This is a genomic window from Auritidibacter sp. NML120636 (genome assembly GCF_003185945.1).
GTDB classification, from domain to species: Bacteria; Actinomycetota; Actinomycetes; order Actinomycetales; family Micrococcaceae; genus Auritidibacter; species Auritidibacter ignavus.
The window spans coordinates 143,873-162,115 of sequence record NZ_QHLO01000006.1; the positions used below are offsets into that span (position 1 = coordinate 143,873).

18 protein-coding genes and 1 pseudogene are annotated in these 18,243 nt (G+C 54.7%); 13 read left to right on the forward strand and 6 right to left on the reverse strand.

What is annotated here, in order from left to right:
* Window positions 1–1,257: an amidohydrolase gene (locus DCC25_RS07155; protein ID WP_110099665.1), complete on the reverse strand. Its 1,257-nt coding sequence runs from the start codon at window positions 1,255–1,257 to the stop codon at window positions 1–3.
* 149 nt (window positions 1,258–1,406) lie between these two features.
* Complete coding sequence (locus DCC25_RS07160; RefSeq protein ID WP_233487953.1) at window positions 1,407–2,531, reverse strand: mannose-1-phosphate guanylyltransferase; 1,125 nt, start codon at window positions 2,529–2,531, stop codon at window positions 1,407–1,409.
* Window positions 2,532–2,814: 283 nt separating this feature from the next.
* On the opposite strand from DCC25_RS07160, the gene sdhC reads away from it, so the two are divergent.
* The 10 genes from sdhC to DCC25_RS07210 all read left to right on the forward strand — a co-directional run bounded on the left by sdhC (window position 2,815) and on the right by DCC25_RS07210 (window position 12,855).
* The gene (gene sdhC / locus DCC25_RS07165) at window positions 2,815–3,234 is read left to right on the forward strand and encodes a succinate dehydrogenase, cytochrome b556 subunit (protein ID WP_255410766.1); all 420 of its coding nucleotides are present in this window, start codon (window positions 2,815–2,817) and stop codon (window positions 3,232–3,234) included.
* 1 nt (window position 3,235) lies between these two features.
* Window positions 3,236–3,739, forward strand: coding sequence for a succinate dehydrogenase hydrophobic membrane anchor subunit (locus tag DCC25_RS07170; protein WP_110099645.1), 504 nt, complete (start codon window positions 3,236–3,238; stop codon window positions 3,737–3,739).
* A gap of 82 nt (window positions 3,740–3,821) precedes the next feature.
* Window positions 3,822–5,615: a succinate dehydrogenase flavoprotein subunit gene (gene sdhA, locus DCC25_RS07175; RefSeq protein ID WP_110099646.1), complete on the forward strand. Its 1,794-nt coding sequence runs from the start codon at window positions 3,822–3,824 to the stop codon at window positions 5,613–5,615.
* Window positions 5,615–6,406, forward strand: a complete 792-nt coding sequence (locus DCC25_RS07180; protein WP_110099647.1) for a succinate dehydrogenase iron-sulfur subunit — start codon at window positions 5,615–5,617, stop codon at window positions 6,404–6,406. The genes sdhA and DCC25_RS07180 overlap by 1 nt, the downstream gene beginning before the upstream one ends.
* A 516-nt stretch (window positions 6,407–6,922) precedes the next feature.
* Window positions 6,923–8,005: an ABC transporter substrate-binding protein gene (locus DCC25_RS07185; RefSeq protein ID WP_166769883.1), complete on the forward strand. Its 1,083-nt coding sequence runs from the start codon at window positions 6,923–6,925 to the stop codon at window positions 8,003–8,005.
* 263 nt (window positions 8,006–8,268) lie between these two features.
* Window positions 8,269–9,726 (forward strand): iron ABC transporter permease, encoded by a 1,458-nt coding sequence (locus DCC25_RS07190; protein ID WP_146206434.1) that lies wholly within the window; start codon window positions 8,269–8,271, stop codon window positions 9,724–9,726.
* A 19-nt stretch (window positions 9,727–9,745) separates the two neighbouring features.
* A complete protein-coding gene (locus DCC25_RS07195; RefSeq protein WP_110099650.1) occupies window positions 9,746–10,861 on the forward strand; it encodes an ABC transporter ATP-binding protein in 1,116 nt (371 codons plus the stop codon).
* Complete coding sequence (locus tag DCC25_RS07200) at window positions 10,858–11,397, forward strand: cob(I)yrinic acid a,c-diamide adenosyltransferase (RefSeq protein WP_110099651.1); 540 nt, start codon at window positions 10,858–10,860, stop codon at window positions 11,395–11,397. The genes DCC25_RS07195 and DCC25_RS07200 overlap by 4 nt, the downstream gene beginning before the upstream one ends.
* A 38-nt stretch (window positions 11,398–11,435) precedes the next feature.
* Entirely contained in the window at window positions 11,436–11,834 is a 399-nt protein-coding gene (locus tag DCC25_RS07205) for an NUDIX hydrolase (protein ID WP_158524647.1), read from the forward strand.
* Between the two features lie 469 nt (window positions 11,835–12,303).
* The gene (locus DCC25_RS07210; RefSeq protein WP_110099653.1) at window positions 12,304–12,855 is read left to right on the forward strand and encodes a hypothetical protein; all 552 of its coding nucleotides are present in this window, start codon (window positions 12,304–12,306) and stop codon (window positions 12,853–12,855) included.
* On the opposite strand, the gene DCC25_RS07215 is transcribed toward DCC25_RS07210, so the two are convergent.
* Window positions 12,856–13,197, reverse strand: coding sequence for a hypothetical protein (locus tag DCC25_RS07215; RefSeq protein ID WP_110101163.1), 342 nt, complete (start codon window positions 13,195–13,197; stop codon window positions 12,856–12,858).
* 170 nt (window positions 13,198–13,367) lie between these two features.
* On the reverse strand, window positions 13,368–13,871 hold the full coding sequence (locus DCC25_RS07220) for a hypothetical protein (protein ID WP_122549519.1): 504 nt from the start codon (window positions 13,869–13,871) through the stop codon (window positions 13,368–13,370).
* Window positions 13,872–13,873: 2 nt separating this feature from the next.
* Between DCC25_RS07220 and DCC25_RS07225 the strand changes: the two genes are divergently transcribed.
* From DCC25_RS07225 to DCC25_RS07235, 3 genes and pseudogenes are all read left to right on the forward strand, one after another.
* Entirely contained in the window at window positions 13,874–14,098 is a 225-nt protein-coding gene (locus tag DCC25_RS07225) for a hypothetical protein (RefSeq protein ID WP_110111064.1), read from the forward strand.
* Between the two features lie 430 nt (window positions 14,099–14,528).
* A pseudogene (locus DCC25_RS07230) lies at window positions 14,529–14,846 on the forward strand (transposase); the annotation flags it as partial.
* 97 nt (window positions 14,847–14,943) lie between these two features.
* A complete protein-coding gene (locus DCC25_RS07235) occupies window positions 14,944–15,954 on the forward strand; it encodes an IS481 family transposase (protein ID WP_110101165.1) in 1,011 nt (336 codons plus the stop codon).
* On the opposite strand, the gene DCC25_RS07240 is transcribed toward DCC25_RS07235, so the two are convergent.
* Both DCC25_RS07240 and DCC25_RS07245 read right to left on the reverse strand, forming a co-directional pair.
* Window positions 15,908–17,167: an MFS transporter gene (locus DCC25_RS07240; protein ID WP_110101166.1), complete on the reverse strand. Its 1,260-nt coding sequence runs from the start codon at window positions 17,165–17,167 to the stop codon at window positions 15,908–15,910. The two genes, DCC25_RS07235 and DCC25_RS07240, sit on opposite strands and share 47 nt — an antisense overlap.
* Before the next feature lie 328 nt (window positions 17,168–17,495).
* The coding region (locus tag DCC25_RS07245; protein ID WP_199445895.1) for a DDE-type integrase/transposase/recombinase at window positions 17,496–18,243 on the reverse strand (748 nt) is incomplete at its 5' end.

An 18,243-nucleotide genomic window follows, 5' to 3' on the forward strand; every position in this document is an offset into this window, starting at 1 on the left:
TCACTGTACCCCGGCCAAGGCCCGCAACGCAGCGGCGGTGAAGATTTTCACCCCGACGCCCAGGGCTCGTTCATCCGGATTGAAATCCCCTTGATGCAGATCGTAAATCGGCCCGTCTGGGGTTCGGGTGCCCAGCCGGAACATGGCTCCAGAGATTTTTTGGGTCATCCACGCAAAGTCTTCGCCACCCATCGATTGCGGGGTCAACGTAATGGCGCGGGACCCAATCTCAAAACGGGTTGCATCTTCGATCAGATCAGTTTCTTTCTCTGTGCTGACCACCGGTGGCACACCGCGGACGTGGTCGATTTCCACCGCGACACCGTAGGGCGCTGCGATCTGCCGAATGACTTGGTCGAGCAAATCTGCTGCTGCGCCCCAGGCATCGGCGTCCAAACAGCGCAAGGTTCCCGACAGCTGACCAATCGAGGGAATCGCGTTCGGGGCAGCCCCTGCGGAGATATGTCCCCAGACCACTTGAACTGCCGAGCGCACGTCCACCAGTCGCGACAGCACCGCTGGCACCTCAGAAGCAATTTTGGACAGCGCATAAACCACGTCTTCGGTCTGTTGCGGGCGCGAGGTGTGGCCACCGTGACCGGTGACCGTAATGCGCAACGTGTCGGTAGCCGAAGTAATAGCACCGATGCGGGTACCGATGGTGCCGACGTCAAAGGCCGGGTCACAGTGGGCCGCCAAGATCCGTGGCACCTCATCCAACAGTCCGGCTTTCATAACCTGCAAGGCACCACCGGGTAGTCGTTCTTCAGCAGGCTGAAAGATGATACGTACCCGGCCGTTGAGTTCCAGCCCGGATGTATGCAGCACGCTCTGTCCGGACAGAATCTGTTGCAGGCTCAACGCGGTCCCGGCCATCACGGCGGTATGCATGTCGTGTCCGCAGGCGTGGGCGATGCCGTCATGGACCGAGGCGTAGTCCAGTCCGGTGCGTTCTTGCAACGGCAACGCGTCAATATCGGCGCGCAACCCTAACACGATCGGCCCCTGACCGATATCGACCCACGCACCGGTGGATTCCATTTGTTGTGGTTCCAGCCCGGCGCAGTTGAGTAACTCTAGAATCTTCGCGGTGGTGCGGTGTTCTTCCAGAGACAGCTCGGGGTGCTGGTGAATATCTCGACGAAACGCCCGAATTCTCGGCAATAGTCCGTCAACGACTGGTGAGACCCGCGGGAGATCCGGGTCATCGCGCACGGGTTTCTCGGCGGAACTGCGAAACGGAGATTCCACATTCATTGCCCCGCCATGTGCTGAGTCTTCAGCGATCCGAGCCCGTTGCTCGGCGGTCTCAGTTGCGGGTAATGATGCTGGTAATCCTTCGTGCATGGGTTTTATCTTAAGGAGATTGTCAAGGCGCTAGCAACGCAACCGCCATCTGATGTTACTTAAAGAACATCGTCGTCACCGTGGGCTTTGAGTGCTTCCACTGCTTGCTTCACGGATTGAGCGTCGTCGGTGGTGGTCACCAGCAAAGCATCGCCGGTATCAACCACCACGATGTTCTCGACCCCGATCAGTGCGATGACTCGCGACGTGTCGGTAACCACCACACCGGTGGAATCGTCAGAATAGACCCGCGGGGTGGGACCAATAACGGTCACTCCCGAATCATCGCGGGCCGGGTTCAGCCGAGCGATGGCGGCGAAGTCGCCGACGTCGTCCCAGATAAAGTCTCCGGGAATCACGGCCACGACACCGGCGTCGGCGGCTGGTTCTGCCACCGCGTAATCAATGGCAGTTTTCGGCAGGGTCGGCCAAATCCGTTCCAGCACCGTTTCTTGGTGCTGGGTCCCCCACGCCGCGGCGATTTCCATCAGTCCCTCATATAGCTCCGGTTCAGTGCGTTTCAGGTGTTCCAGCATCAGTCCCACCGGAGCGACAAACATTCCGGCGTTCCACAAGTAGTCCCCCGAGGCAACATATTCTTCCGCCAGGTGCTGCTCGGGTTTTTCCACGAAGCGCTGTACGCCGTGGGCAGTCGGAGCATTATCCACGTCCAGCCGTGCGCCTGCCTTAATGTATCCAAAACCTGTCGATGGGTACGTTGGCTTGATACCGATCGTGACAATATATCCGTCGGCAGCGGTAGCGATGGCTTCCCGAGCTGCCTGCCGGAAAACGTGGTCGGGACCAATCACCTGATCTGCAGCAAAAGATCCCATAATGATCTCTGGATCTCGGTGATACAGCACCGCAGCCGCCAGCCCAATAGCGGCGGCGGAATCCTTCGGTTCTGGCTCAAGTAAGAGGTTGGACTCCGAGATATCGGGCAACTGGGTGCATACGGCGTCGTGGTGCGCCCGACCAGTCACGACCATGGTGCGTTCTTTGGAGATCGGCACCAAACGTTCGTAGGTCGCTCGGATCAAGGTTTGTCCAGACCCTGTCAGGTCGTGGAGGAACTTCGGCGCTGCAGCACGGGATAGAGGCCACAAGCGGGTGCCGACACCGCCGGCTGGGATGACCGCCCAAAAACGGTCTTCGGGATTCTTGATTGGATCAGCATTCACCCTTCCCACAGTAAGCCACCGGTAGGTTGTCAGATGATTAACGTGGCCTGAAACCGGCACTTCCTCAGGAATTGTTCAGGAAAGGATGCGCAGAGCCCCACGTGTTTGCTTGTGGTCTGGTAGCGGGCAAACACTTCGTTAGATAACACACAGTGTGACTCATTTGGGTACAGACCCCCCGGTGCGATTATCCTTATCTTCGAAGGAAGCATTTTCGCACCGGCGCTGACACGTAGACATTGAGGGTGTCTCCAGCGCCCTTGCATCCTTGGGAGGTTACAAAGTGTCTACTGTGACAACCGCGGACACCTCTGCCGAAACCACTCGAAAATCCGGCAGGGGCACGCTTTATCGCGGTAAAGCAGGAATGTGGTCCTGGGTGGCCCACCGAATCACCGGTGTCGTCATCTTCCTATTCCTTTTGGTCCACGTGCTCGATACCGCACTCGTGCGGGTTTCTCCGGAAGCCTACGATGCAGTGATCGGCACGTATAAGAATCCACTGATGGCCATCGGCGAAGTCGGGCTGGTGGCCTGCATCGTCTTTCACGCCTTCAACGGCATTCGTCTGGTGCTGGTGGACTTCTGGAAAAAGGGCACCAAACACCACCAAACCATGCTGTGGATCGTGTTGATTGCCTGGGTCGTCGTGGTCGGTGGTTTCACCGTTCGCCACCTGATGTTAGCGTTTGCGGGGGTCTAGGATGAGCGTTACTACCGAAGAAACCAATATCGCAGCACCGCGCACCGGTGCCATTGACCCGAAATTCACTCGGAAATCTTCCAGCTCGAATACCAGCAAGGAAATGCTGAAATGGCTGTTTATGCGCATTTCAGGCCCCATCCTGCTGGTGCTGATTTTTGTTCACCTGTTTTCCAACTTGATGATTGGTGACGGTGTGCACGGGATTGACTTTGGTCTCGTTGCCGGCAAGTGGGCAAACCCGTTGTGGCAGATCTGGGACCTCGTCATGCTCTGGTTGGCCATGATCCACGGGACGTTTGGTGTGGCTACAATCATTGAGGACTACACCAGTTCAGACCGCACCCGTTTCTGGTTGAAGATGGCTCTGTACTTGGCTTCGGTCGCCATCATCGTCTTGGGCACCCTGGTGATCTTCACCTTTGAGCCCTGCATGGTCGATGACGCAGGCAACCTGCTCGACCGTTCGCCGAGCTTCTGCTATTCCATGCCGCAATTCGGCTAAAGACCGGATCTTTCCGTAACGCTCGGACCCACCGAATCACTCCGAGCCACTCGATGACCTAACAGAAAGAAGATTCCACCAGATGCAGGTTCAGGTACATAAATACGATGTTGTCATCGTTGGTGCCGGTGGCGCGGGGATGCGTGCAGCTATTGAAGCCGGCCAACGCACCCGCACCGCCGTACTGACCAAGCTTTACCCCACCCGGTCTCACACCGGTGCTGCCCAGGGTGGTATGTGTGCGGCGCTAGCCAACGTTGAAGAAGATAACTGGGAGTGGCACACCTTCGACACCATTAAGGGTGGCGACTACCTCGTGGACCAGGACGCCGCGGAGATCATGGCTAAAGAAGCCATCGATGCGGTGCTCGACCTTGAGAAGATGGGGTTGCCCTTCAACCGCACCCCGGAAGGCAAAATCGACCAGCGACGCTTCGGCGGTCACACTCGCGAACACGGAAAGTCCCCGGTGCGACGGTCTTGCTACGCTGCAGACCGTACCGGTCACATGATTCTGCAGACGCTGTATCAGAACTGTGTGAAGCACAACGTGGAATTCTTCAACGAATACTATGTGCTGGACCTGTTGCTGGTTGATGAAGAAGCCACCCGCGAAGACGGCACGCCTTACACACAGAAGCGCGTGGCTGGCGTTGTTTCCTATGATTTGGCCTCCGGAGAGATCCACATTTTCCAGGCCAAGTCTGTTGTCTTCGCTACCGGTGGTGCCGGCAAGGTTTTCAAGACCACCTCCAACGCCCACACCCTGACGGGTGATGGTATGGCAATCGCCTACCGCCACGGCCTGCCACTGGAAGACATGGAATTCGTGCAGTTCCACCCCACCGGTCTGGCTGGCTTGGGTATTTTGCTCTCTGAAGCCGCGCGCGGTGAGGGCGGTATTCTTCGTAACTCTGAGGGCGAGCGTTTCATGGAGCGCTACGCACCGACCATTAAGGACCTCGCACCACGTGACATTGTGGCTCGTTCCATGGCCAACGAGGTGCGTGAGGGGCGCGGTTGTGGCCCGAATAAGGACTACGTCCTATTGGACCTTACCCACCTCGAGCCGGCCCACATTGACGCCAAGCTTCCTGACATTACCGAGTTCGCCCGCACGTACCTGGGCGTGGAGCCCTATTACGAACCGGTTCCGGTGTTCCCGACCTGTCACTACTTCATGGGCGGTATTCCAACCACCATTGATGCCCAAGTACTGCAGGACAACGACACCGTTGTTCCCGGCCTCTACGCTGCCGGAGAGGTTGCGTGCGTCTCCGTGCACGGCTCGAACCGTCTGGGCACCAACTCTTTGCTCGACATCAACGTCTTCGGTCGTCGCGCTGGCATTGACGCTGCTCGCTATGCCGAAGATGCTGAGTGGGTAGAACTTCCTGAAAACGGCGAATCCTTCGTGGTCGACGAGATCGAGAAATTGCGCTCGGCGACCGGCAACGAGAAGGTCGCTGACCTGCGTGCCCGCCTGCAGGAAGTCATGGACGCCGACGTGCAGGTGTTCCGCACCGAAGAATCGATCCGTCGCGCCCTGGACGAGATCGGCGACCTGCGTCAGCGGTACGAAAACGTTTCGGTCCAGGATAAGGGTCGTCGTTTCAACCTTGACCTGCTCGAAGGGCTGGAGCTGGGCTACTTGCTCGATATCGCTGAGGCAATGACCGTTGCCGCTTTGCACCGTCAAGAGTCCCGCGGTGGTCACTACCGCGAGGACTTCCCCGATCGTGATGACGAAAAGTGGATGAAGCACACCATGCTCTACCGCGACTCCGAATCGGAAACCGAAGGCATTAGAGGTATCCGCTTCGAGACCAAACCCGTCGTCCAAACCCGATACGAACCGATGGAGCGTAAGTACTGATGACTGCAACATATGCTGAACCGGCCGAGCCGGCATCACAGATTGACCTCGGCGATCAGGGTGGCGCCGGAGAACTGGAAACCCTGACCGTCACCGTTCAGGTACGTCGTTACCTCCCCGAGTTCCAGGAAGATGCCTACTGGGATACCTGGCAACTGGAAATGTACCCCACTGACCGTGTGCTGGATGCCCTGCACAAGATCAAGTGGGAACACGACGGTACTCTGTCCTTCCGTCGTTCCTGCGCTCACGGTGTGTGCGGTTCCGATGCGATGCGCATCAACGGACGCAACCGCTTGGCCTGCAAAACCCTGCTGAAGGATCTTGACCACACCAAGCCGATCACCGTCGAGCCGATCAAGGGTCTGCCGTGCGAGAAAGACCTGATCGTGGACATGGAGCCCTTCTTCCAGTCCTACCGCGAAATCATGCCGTTCCTGGTGTCCAACGACAATCAGGAGCCGACTCGGGAGCGGATCCAGTCCGCTGCTGAGCGCGAACGGTTCGATGACACCACCAAGTGCATTCTGTGCGCAGCATGCACCTCCTCGTGCCCAATTTTCTGGACCGATGGCCAGTACTTCGGTCCGGCGGCGATCGTGAACGCTCACCGCTTCATCTTCGACTCCCGTGACGATGCCGGCGACATGCGCCTGGAAATCCTCAACGATAAAGAGGGCGTATGGCGGTGCCGCACCACCTTCAACTGCACCGAGGCATGCCCCCGCGGTATTCAGGTGACCAAGGCTATCGCTGAAGTCAAGCAGGCTATCTTGGCCCGTAGCTTCTAACACTCCAGTAAACTTGGCCCTTGGCCCGGGGTGAGTACGCACGTCGCGCACTCGCCCCGGGCCAAGACTTTTTATCCCGCAACTTACATAGGTGACAACCTAATCGAACCTAGTTCCGACAGCTACATAAATCTACTGGTCGCCCGCATTCACCGCAGGGGAGACAGCGTCGTTTACACCAGACAAGTGCGTACTAAATTCTCTTCCTTCAGGCTCATCTGCCCACACACCTCGCCTGCTTCTGCCATATCTACCGAAAAGTGTCCCTCCAGTAAATTTAGAGTATCTAATAGAAAACTCTTGATGGAATACACGTAAATATCACTCGGAAAATTTGACGGCAATTTACCTCGATTGTTCACCGTGTTGTTACACAATAAATACTCAGTGCAACACCTCCACTTAGCATGGACACGTACGAGGCTTAGTAAGCACTTTTTGATGTGACGCTTCGCCATCCGAGACAAGCTAATGAATAATAGGGACATCAATTGGACAGGAAGGCTTGTGGTCTTAATGAACAACGCAGGGAAGGTTTTTGTGGGCGGCTTGGCCATCACCGTAACGCTGTCACTCGCGGGATGTGGGCCTGCCTCAAATGATGCTGAGCAAGAAGCTGCTTCAGCTCCAGCCCTAGATGCCGAAGAATGTTCCACTGAAGAAGGCAGTCTTAGGGTGTATATGAACCCTTGGGGACCAACCCTGACGGATGAATTCACAGCGGATACAGGCATCGAAACGGATATTGCCGATTTAGGCGGCGGAGAGGTACTCGCGCGTATCTCAGCAGAGGCCAACAATCCTCAATGGGATGTAGTGCTCCTTGACGGCCACGGCAGTTTGGAATCGTTGCGTCAGCAAGGTTATTTCCTCGAAAACCCACCTGTAGGAAATCTGAATAATCTTGAAGAGGAGGCACAAGATTTACTTCCAGAAGATGGAGCGTGGATCCCGATTTCCGAGCACGCCGCTGGGGTGATCGCTTACAATACTGAAGAGTTTGAAGAAAGTGACGCCCCTGAAACTTGGGAAGACTTGACTAAACCTGAATACGCGCCAGTTGGCATCGCTGATCCGGCAGTCGCAGCACCGGCATACCCCATCGTTTCTTGGATTTTTCAAGAGCTCGGAACAGAAGAAGCCGAGGAATATTTCAGTACGATAAATCAGAATGGGCTAAACCTGTACGACAAGAATGGCCCAGTGGCGACCGCATTGGCAACGGGCGGGGTGAAAACCGCCATCCTCCAAGAGCAACACGCATACGAATTTATGGAGTCTGGGGAACCGATCGAAATCGTGTGGTCTGACGAAGGATCACCCGGAGTAGTCCGGGCAGCCGCGATTAGCGCTAACACTCCACGACCGTGCGCGGCTGCCGCACTCATCGATTGGATGCTGGATTCAGACAACATGACCTACTTGATGGAAGAGGGTGAAGACGATGGAATCATCACGCCGTATGTGAAGGGCGTAGACCAATCCAGCCTGCCCGACGCGCGACCCGAAGACCCAAATATCCAAAGCACCGATGCTGAATTCGCCGCTGAAAACGAAGCCGAGATAAAAGACTGGTTCGCCAATATGCAGCTTCAGTAAGAGATAGATCCCTCCTACCACAAAGGTCAGAACGTTCAACTTTGAAAACACTCGATAGTTCGCGGACTGCTGGTTGGATCCTGGTCTCGATTTGCTTTGTCTTGATCGGCCTACCACTCTTATTCGTAATAGCACAAGGCTTTGCCCCGGGATTGGGATTAACAAGGGACTGGCAGATCGAGCCACAACTTCTGCTAGAAATATTTGAACGACCGCTTTGGCAAGCGAGTTTATTCAATTCCTTGACGCTTGCCACAGGTTCCATGGTCATAGGCACCCTAATCGGTATGTCCCTCGCCTACATACGACACACGAAGGAATTCCGATTTGCCAGCTTGATAGATGCATGTGTCTGGATTCTGCTTGTCAGCCCATCCTTTATTATTGCCCAGGGCTGGGTGATGTTTGCTTCTCCAAGCGGAGTTGCCCTAAACACTTTTGGAATCGACGTATCGCAATTAGTTTTTAGCACGGGTGGGATAATTGCGGTCATGGCACTCACCAATTTCCCGTTGTCTTACCTGGCGACTTCAGCTGCGCTAAACTGGAACACCTCATCTCTCTGGGAAGCTGCCGCTTCGCTCGGGGTATCCCCCTGGACCGTTTTCTGGACCCTTCGCCTCCCCTTGTTAGCCCCCGCAGTGATATCCGGAGCGTTGCTTGTCTTCGTAGAGACGCTGGGTGATTTTGGTCTTCCTGCTGCCATATCGTCTCAATACAATTTTCCGACTCTCCCCTATTCGATATACGCGTCCGTGCGCCAAAGTCCAGTAAACTTTGCACTTGGAGGCGTTTTATCCCTCTATTTAGTAATAATCGTTGCCATTGCGATATTCATATACTTAAGAATCTTGAGGAGCTCCTCCTTCAGTTTTCTCTCCGGGAGCTCGGTTCAAAATACAAAGAGACAAAGCAGGATCTCAGGACTATATAGCCTAATTTCGATAGTTGCTTTTATTGTAACGCTTGGGATACCAATCGGTTCATCCCTTCAGGTATCGCTGTCCGAGCGACTGGCAGACGGATTCACAATAAGCAATCTAACGCTTGCCCACTACGAGCAGGCATTAGAAATGGGGTCCAATTTGATGAACGGGATTCGAAATTCAGTAATTATCGCTGTCGTGGTTGCCCTCTTAACTACTCTTCTCGGCCTCATGATGGCGATTTCGATGACCTTCACGAATTTTGCGGGCAACAAGTTGTTAGATCTGGCCGGAACGGTAAGCTTAGCAGTCCCCGGCATCGTGTTGGCCGTGGGGTATATTTTCGTCTGGAATCAGCCAGCTCTAAATACAATTAATTTAGATTTATACGGAACTCCGGTGCTCCTCGTTTTCTCTGGGGTCGCGGCAGCACTACCTATAGCAGTCAGATTGCAGATGGGTGCGCTTGGTCAAGTATCAGAATATTTAGTGACCGCTGCAAGTGTTACAGGTGTGGGTTTCTTTCGGAGAATTAGGTCAATCCTGCTACCTCTGGTAGGTCCTGCTGTGATTTCAGCATTTGCGGCAGTTCTTGCTGCAAGCGTTTTTGACCTCGCAGGCGCAACGATGCTTGCGCCGCCCTCCTTCGACACACTCCCGGTTGAGATTCTCGCCGAGTACGAAAAAGGTGAGTACGGATACGCAACAGCAGGGGCGATGATCAGTATGGTCCTAATGATCATATTGGTCGCCTTTTCCCAAATAGTCGGCAAGAGACTCATGCGTCAGAAATAGAACATGGAAGGGGTCAGCGATGACGTCTAGCAGTGATTACCCTACTGAAGGTCTCCGTCTTGATGGTATAGGCGCTAAATATGGCACCGACGACTGGGCACTGCATAACATTTCCCTGAAAGTCGGAAAAGGCACAACGCTCGCAGTTCTCGGTCCATCAGGATGTGGAAAGTCCACTTTATTGAAAATTGTCGCGGGATCTTTGCGACCGGCGGCGGGAACCATATCAATGGCTGGCGAGACGATATCTTCGCCTGCCCGCCAAGTACCAACCGAACGGCGAGGGCTTGGCATGGTGTTCCAAGACTACGCTTTGTGGCCACACTTGAACGTCAGGCAAACTATCGGATATGGACTAAAATACGGTCGAAACAAAACAGACTCTCAACTCCGTACTCGAAGAGTTGCAGAGCTTATGGAAATGCTACAACTCTCAGGATTAGAGAACAGAAAACCAGGGGAGTTATCTGGAGGCCAACAACAACGTGTTTCTATAGCTCGCGCACTTGCAACACGGCCGAGTTTATTATTATTCGACGAACCTTTATCGAATCTCGATGCCTCCTTACGAGACGAAATGCGAGAGGAACTAAAGCAACTCTTCTCAGTAATCGACACGACGGTACTCTACGTTACACACGACATTACGGAAGCACTCAGCCTCGCGGACAAAATCCTTGTACTACACGAAGGCGAAAGGGTCCAACTTGCCAAACCAGAGGAGTTATTTACCGCCCCAGCCAGCGGCTGGGTAGCGAATATAACAGGCTTCACGACCCGTCTAGAACTTGACCGACTAGACATCTCTACATCCCCCATGTCCTCCTCCACCGCACTTCTAAACGATAAGGAAATAGTAGGGCGATGGTGCGGTCCAGGCGAGGACGGTGCTGGACGATCAGACGAACCGGTTGCATACATCCATCCTGATGCAGTCACTCTGTCTGAAAACTCAGATGGAATTGCCGGTACAGTTGTAAGTTGCAATTTTGAGGGTCGCCAATACCGTATTCGCGTACGCCTGCATGACCAACGTGATCTTATCGCTACAAGCACAAGCAACTTTGACGTTGGGCAATCAGTCAGCGCAAACATAGAAGCTAGTGGCGCAGTGTTTTTCGGAAATATGTCATGAACGAAAACCAACCAACAATTAATGCTAGTCTAAGGTCCGAATCGCCAGGCATAGTTATGCTTTTTTACGGCGAAGGATGGGGCAAAAGTACCGCAGCTTTCGGTTACGCCCTTAGGTCGGTAGGACAAGGGCAGGACACCATCGTCATCCAATTTATTAAGGGTGTCCCCTGGAATTTAGCAGAATCCTCTGGAGCAAAAATACTAGGCATTCGATGGCTGACATTTTCAAGAACGTTAACGTGGGGTGCAAAAGATCCTCGATCTCTAGCTCAAACAGCGCTGGTAACAGCCAAAGAAGAGATTGGACGTCCAGGAAAGAAACTTGTAGTGCTAGATGAAATCACAAATGCGGTATCCCACGGTTGGCTCTCGGAAAACGCAGTCACGGAAGCCATTGGTGTGAGGTCTTCCGAAACAAACATCATCATGACAGGACGATACGCAACCACAAAGATCATCGAGGCCGCAGATTCAGTAACGTTATTTGTAAAAGAAAAAGATGGTGGCGTGAAGGGAATATTAGATCTCACATAACCATGCTTTTCAGCCATCTTTAGAGAAGGATTGATCGATTGAATCATACCATTATCGCCGCAGGAGGGTTGGTTGCACGAGATATCAATGGTGAACTCCACTATCTTTTAGTACACCGGCCTAGATATTCCGACTGGTCTTTTCCTAAGGGAAAACAAGATCCTGGTGAAGATATTCTCCAAACTGCCCTAAGAGAAGTACATGAAGAAACGGCATGTGTTTGCATTCCTCGGCACGATTTAGGAACCAAGAAGTATCCAAATAAAGAAGTCCATTACTGGGTGATGTCCGTGGCCGAAGAAGGCACCTTTGTCGCCAACGACGAAATCGACCAAATTCAGTGGGTAACCGCACCTATAGCGTTTAAAACCTTAACTCACGTTCAGGACCGTGAACTACTCCAGCAGTATTTAGAAGAAATTGCTCACACCAAATAATGCACCAACGAGCCCCTGAGTGTTGTATTCCAGGCCACAGGATCTGAACCAACACTGTTAAGCGCTAGTGTTTATTGCACAGTGAGCATCGGCATACAGAATTGATTTCTACCCAAACGCGTCACGTACATATCAGTCGTCCCACTCTGCCACACATGGGCATTCGCATATTTAACGTTTCATCTAACCTCTTATCTTGAACCCTAGGTGGCACTGAATTGTTCCTCAAAGGTTATTCTGTAAGGTAGCCACTCACATGGTTGCGACCGAGGGCATTTTGAAGCAGTCAGCACGAGCAACCTAATTTAAATCAGTTCGATACACTGAACACTTCGTGATTCAAGATACACCCTATTTAGATCCATTACTTTTATTTGACAATTGTACAATCAACTATAAGTATTACAAAAGAGTACAACTAGCATGCTCTGATCAGCGCGTTCGCCTGGTAGACGGAACCGGATGTGTGATGACGCATACCCCAAAAAGCCCACAGCAAGCATACGCTGAAGCACCCCCACAGACCTTAATTTCCTATGCGGACTACAACGATCTCACCTCTGTCGGCCTCAACGCCACTAGTATTGCTCTCACGCTTATTAACCCACATCAGCTCTCCTTCCTGAAGTCATGGGTGTACTGGGGCGCCACCTGTGCACTTGTGGGCTTGACCACGGCGCACGCAATCCAAACGGCCAACGACAATCTGGCCAAAGAATTTGCCCAGGACTATTACGACACCGCAGACTTCGACAGTCTGCGTAGGCATCACCCAAAAGCGCCCCGGGCCGTTGTCCCAGCATGGGTGGCCGGAGCGTTGGCATCGACGATTACCTTGGTGGCACGCCGACCGCTCCTGAGCCTGGATCGGAAGGTCAGCTACGGCCTCTTCCGGTTGGGTCTGTCTAAACCCCGCCGAGTCATGGCAGGGATGGCCGCAATGGCCACAGCAACCGAGCTGGTGAGGAGCTTGGCTTCAAAACGGGCACGCGCCCAGGCACGGACGCCACAGGAGGACTAACTAGATCTCTGGGCCAATGGGCACCGATTGAACCTCACGGAGGTCTTTGGCTACAACGTATGCGGGTTTGCCGTCAAAAACATCGGCCCGGATCTCCGAGTTTTCCCAGTTCTCCTCCAGCCTGGCGAAATCTTGAGAATCCAACGCTGCACCAACAAGCCAGGTTACCTGCGATCGATCGGCGTCAACCCATACATGTAATGGCTCGAAACCAAATTCACGGCGAGCTGGGAAGACTTCGTGAATCAAAAATTGGATGAACTCTTCGGCGAGTTCAGGCACCAAGGTGTAACGTCGCATCCATGTCGTGTAGGGGTGCTTGTCTGGCAGGAAGTCGCTCACAGTAGGGCCTTTCACGCGAAAAACTCTGCGACCACTATTCTACTGGCTCACGGCTTCTGCCGGCAGGTGCCAACAAACGTCAAGTTCCAGGTTAAAACGGTGGGCCATCAAGCTGAATATCGCTTCATGGCCCACACGTCAGCTCCAAGAACCCGAGGAGCTGGTATTGATTAGAACTTTGGCAAAGACTGGACACGGTACCAGTCCGCGACGTCTTTGCGGAACACGAGCACGAGGAAGTACACCGCAATCGCCGTACCTAACAGACCTGCAAGCAGGTCGATAATCATCCCGGCCGTGTCGACGTGGCCAAAGCTTGTCAACAGCGTCCCCAGGTAGGACAGACCTCCCAAAATCGCGAAGATAATACCGAGGATTCTGGCCCAGTTCTTATTGGCGCGCATGCCGAAATACACAAGAGCATACAAACCGAGGCTGATGAGCAACACGAAAGCCGCTACTCCGTAGGCCAATGCGGAAACGGCACCCGTTGCACCGTCAATGACCTCTCGCTCTGTTACACCAGTACCGGTGGTGTCAATTTCAACAAAACTGCTAGTCACGATTCCGCGCACGTCCAGGATGACCATCTGCAAAATGGCATGCACCACCATCACCGCGGCCGAGGCCAACACTAATAGTTTGGCGATCTTGGATGCCTGAGGTTCTTCCATCTTTGTCACTGCACCCGGAAAACCACCGGGTGCACTTCCAGAAGCACCAAAACGTTGACCGGCAGGGCCTGCCTGCGGGAAACCTGGCTGTTGCGGTTGCTGATATGGTCCCGGTTGTTGAGGCTGTTGCCACTGTCCTGAGCCAGAAGGTTGGCCCTGACCTGGATTTGGTTGGGGACCCTGCTGATCGGAACCCTGCGGGCCAGGATTATTTTGCCACGACATGATGCGTTCTACCTTCCAAATACATTGTGAAACTCTGGTCTTACCATAGTTTATTCGTTTCGTCGCGCTTGGAAAATACCTTTTCTCGCTGTGTCATTAGCGGATTACCCTTCACCTAAGAGAGGATCCTGGCTTTGACATGCGGCAAAATCATTCAATGATACGTTCCTGAACAGTCCACCATCTCGCCCCGCTCACGCATAGCATGGAGCGCGCCTGTGGTGCTGTGTTTCTTCCTCTGCGATCTCTTCGATCGCGTTGGGAGAAAGACAGTGTTAGTCAAAGGCAGGTCACCGAGAACTTCTCCGCTTGGTGACCCGCCATAGGAGTTCGAGGATTTCGAACAACGTTTTATGTTGAGAACTGTGGCAAAGACGAGGGTGTCAGATTGTTTGTGTACAGAGTCATCGATGAGAGGACATGATGATGACCATGACAGATGATCGTGTTGATCAGCCTGGTGGGGCTGATGTTGTTGCGCAGTTGAAGGCCAGTGGCGCCTTGGACGAGCTTTTCGCTCGGATCGACGCCGGTGAGATCGAGCTGACCGGCAACGGTGGAGTGATTCCTGAACTGATCAAGGAAGCACTCGAACGGGGCCTGCAGGCTCAGATGACCTCGCATCTGGGTTACGGGCCTGGTGACCGGGAGGCTAAAGCCGTCACGGACCGGCCGGTCAATGCCCGTAATGGCTCGTATTCCAAGACGGTCGCCAGCGAGGTCGGCGATATCGAGCTGACGGTGCCTAGGTGTAGTTCCCCGGGAGGTTGTGAACACTCGCGGTAGGAAGAAGACCTCCGGTACAGATGGGGTTAGCACAACCTGCGTCTGAAAACCGGAGGTCTTCATGTTCCACTCTAATGCACCGTTGACTCCTGAAGGCCGTCGTCGCCTTGCTGTGTTGATTGTTGAGCACGGCTGGACGATTCGTCGAGCGGCCGAACGCTTGCAAGTCTCACCTGCCACGGCCTCGAAGTGGGCCGCTCGCTATCGGGCCGGGGAGCCGCTGACGGATCGATCGTCGCGGCCGCATCGGTCACCCCATCGGTTGTCTGTTCGCAAGGAGCGGCGCATCATTGCGTTGCGGTTCACCCGCCGGTGGGGCCCGCATCGGATCAGTTATCACCTGGGTATCGCCCGCTCCACGGTGGGTCGGGTGCTGGCCCGATACCGGATGCCCCGGTTAGCGCACGTGGATCAGACCACCGGGCTGCCGGTGCGCACACCAGCCCCCATCCGTTATGAAAAATCGGCTCCCGGGCAACTCGTGCACGTGGATATCAAGAAACTGGGCCGAATCCCTGACGGCGGTGGCCATCGGAAACTCGGGGTCGCAGGCCGCAAAAACAACGGGTACGGCAACACGGGCCGCGGCTATGCGTTCTTACACCACGCCGTGGATGATCACTCGCGGCTGGCCTATTCTGAGATCCTGTCCGATGAGCGCAAAGAGACCGCCGCAGGGTTCTGGCAACGCGCCCAAGCATTCTTCGCCGATGCTGGGATCACCGTGCAGGCCGTGATGACTGATCATGGCGCCTGTTACCGCTCACGCCTGTTCAAGGCCAACCTTGGGGACACCGTCAAGCATCGCTTCACCAAACCCTACCGACCCCAAACCAATGGCAAAGTCGAACGCTTCAACCGCACCCTGGCCCAGGAATGGGCCTATGCCCAAACCTATTACAGTGACGAAGCCCGCGCCGCAACCTACCCCGACTGGTTGCACTACTACAATCATCACCGACCCCACACCGGCATCGGCGGTCTCACCCCAGCTGAACGCGTTCACAACCTCGCGGGGAATTACATCAGTCGTCTGCGTCGGTGCTCGGCAGAACACTGTCGAGGTTCTTAAACGCAGGCGTTACGATGCTAACCGCAACTACGATACCAATTACAGTTGCCAGAGAAAGCCCTGCCGCCGGTAGCCCCCAGTTGCTCGCGACAGCAGCTATTGGGGCAGACGATACAGCTGGCGCCGCGAGCATAATAGTATTCTGAGCGCTTAGCACTCTACCTCGCATTTGGTCCGGCGTAGCCTCAATTGTCGCTACTCCAAGCACGGCCGAAACGGGCGCGCCAGCAAGGCCTATAACCACAGCGGCGGTAATTACGAGCCAAGGAGTTGCCATTACTCCTAGGCCGATGTATCCCACCAAAGTCCCAATCATCCCGACAACAAACCAGGTCCGTCGCGATATCTTTCCTACAGTCACAGCGTATATACCGGCCCCGACCAGGCTTCCGGCGGATAGGCATGCGACGACCAGCCCCGTGAGCCCGGGAAGATCTTCAGCCGCGAAGAATGCAGGTAGCAAGCTCGTCTGCAGCGCAGCGGAGGTGGCAACAAACAAAGCGGTAAGCACGGTGGCGCCAAGAATAAGGCGCTGAGAGAACAAGAACCGTAGAGCCACACCGAGTTCAGACAGAACTGCAACCATCGGAGAGCGGTACTGATGCTTGTCCGCGCATTCCAGAGGGTCAGGGTCTCCTGCTCTATGTTGGATTCCATATGAGGCAACTGCAGCGGTTAGGGTCGTAGCCGCAGTTACAAATAAAGTCGTGGATCCAACGCCGAAAACGGCAATCAGTAACCCACCTAGACCCGGACCAGCCAACATGAGCGCACCAGAAAGAGCCTCGCGTGTTCCAACAAGACGATCAAGTGTGTCTGGGCGTTCATTATTCAACTTAGCCAATTTCGGCAAAAGTGCCTCTCTGGCAGTCATTCCAGGCGCATCCCCAAAAGCTCCTAACACTGCCAAGCCGATGAACCAAGCTAAATTTAGTCCTACGGTTGCGTCAACAATCGGAAGCGCTACAACCGCACTGGCAGAAATAACATCACTGATGATCGAGATCGTTCGACGATTGATGCGATCGATTAACACGCCGGCGAATAGTCCAATCACCGCGCTCACTGCAGATGTAACGCTCGCCACGATTCCGGCGGCGAGGATGTCACCGGTTCGCGCGAGCACCAAAAGAGGCAGGACGATTGATGCGATGCCGTTGCCCAGGAGGGACAAGCTATAGGAGCCGAAGTATGCCCATGTGCTTCTGTTCATGGCACTATGAAAAACTATGCCGTCGCGGCCAGGTCAACACTCGGAGCGAGAGACTGATCATGAGCTCGGCGGCAATGGAGTCTGTAGTCGGCGTCGGTCGAGGTCAAGCTACGTTTCACGCTTCGCCAGGCAGCACTGCCGAGGCCAACACGCGCGATAGCGCGAGCCCCTTCTTCTCAGTGGACACGTGCATGTCACGCGGCCGACGTGCGCTTCGCGCACACGGCCGTCCGTAACTCGTGGCCTAGATGCCCCGGAGTGCCTCATGTCAAGATCCCCGGGAATTGCAGGCCGTGCCTCGCACATATTTCCCCCGCTAACCGGGGTCTCAGCCGGCCCGGGTGTGGTGGACCTTGATGCCCGCGGGATCCGGTAGGGCCTGAGCCTTCTCGATCTGGCGTTCAAGCCTTGCAGTCTTGCCCGCAGCGAGCTTGATCAACCGTTGCTGGATCTGATCGATCTCGGCAGCCAGGCCGACCGGATCCAGACCTGCCCGGTACTTCTGAAGCTCTTGTTTCTGCTGGGCGTTGAGGATCCCGGCATCCAGCAGCCGGTGGTAGGGAGTCTTGGGTTTGTCATAGAGGCGTTTGCGCCGCCCGCTGGCGTCTTGGGTCCAGCCGGTGGGTTTTTTGGTGGCGGTGAAGTAGTTGAGTTTCAAACCCACCACCTGCCATAGGGCCGCCAGGATGGCGCGTTCATCTGCGGTGTCGTACCGGTAGTGAAACCCAAATTTTCGCACGGCGTGGTTGTTTTTGGATTCCACGGTGGCTTGATCATTTTTTTGATACGGCCGGCCCCGGGTGAAAAAGATCAACCGGTCAGCAGCCCAGTGCATGACTTCGTGGTTGATGAACTCTGACCCGTTGTCACAATCTAAGCCCGCGATCCCATAGGGGATGGCGGCTGCGGCCCGGTCCAATCCTGCCAGGATGTGCACTTGGGCGTTATGACGGAGCACTTCTAGGTGCACCCACCCGGTGCGCACATCAGTCATGGTTAGGGTGCGGGCGAATTCGCCTTGCAGGGTTGGCCCGCAATGGGCCACCGTGTCGGTTTCGAAAAACCCTGGTTCGTCT

Bases quoted from the DNA above. Each gene is read 5' to 3' on its own strand.
- DCC25_RS07155 (WP_110099665.1), bottom strand. From the start codon at position 1,257: ATGAATGTGGAATCTCCGTTTCGCAGTTCCGCCGAGAAACCCGTGCGC.
- DCC25_RS07170 (WP_110099645.1), top strand. From the start codon at position 3,236: ATGAGCGTTACTACCGAAGAAACCAATATCGCAGCACCGCGCACCGGT.
- sdhA (WP_110099646.1), top strand. From the start codon at position 3,822: ATGCAGGTTCAGGTACATAAATACGATGTTGTCATCGTTGGTGCCGGT.
- DCC25_RS07180 (WP_110099647.1), top strand. From the start codon at position 5,615: ATGACTGCAACATATGCTGAACCGGCCGAGCCGGCATCACAGATTGAC.
- DCC25_RS07185 (WP_166769883.1), top strand. From the start codon at position 6,923: ATGAACAACGCAGGGAAGGTTTTTGTGGGCGGCTTGGCCATCACCGTA.
- DCC25_RS07190 (WP_146206434.1), top strand. From the start codon at position 8,269: ATGGTCATAGGCACCCTAATCGGTATGTCCCTCGCCTACATACGACAC.
- DCC25_RS07195 (WP_110099650.1), top strand. From the start codon at position 9,746: ATGACGTCTAGCAGTGATTACCCTACTGAAGGTCTCCGTCTTGATGGT.
- DCC25_RS07200 (WP_110099651.1), top strand. From the start codon at position 10,858: ATGAACGAAAACCAACCAACAATTAATGCTAGTCTAAGGTCCGAATCG.
- DCC25_RS07210 (WP_110099653.1), top strand. From the start codon at position 12,304: ATGACGCATACCCCAAAAAGCCCACAGCAAGCATACGCTGAAGCACCC.
- DCC25_RS07220 (WP_122549519.1), bottom strand. From the start codon at position 13,871: ATGGAAGAACCTCAGGCATCCAAGATCGCCAAACTATTAGTGTTGGCC.
- DCC25_RS07235 (WP_110101165.1), top strand. From the start codon at position 14,944: ATGTTCCACTCTAATGCACCGTTGACTCCTGAAGGCCGTCGTCGCCTT.
- DCC25_RS07240 (WP_110101166.1), bottom strand. From the start codon at position 17,167: ATGAACAGAAGCACATGGGCATACTTCGGCTCCTATAGCTTGTCCCTC.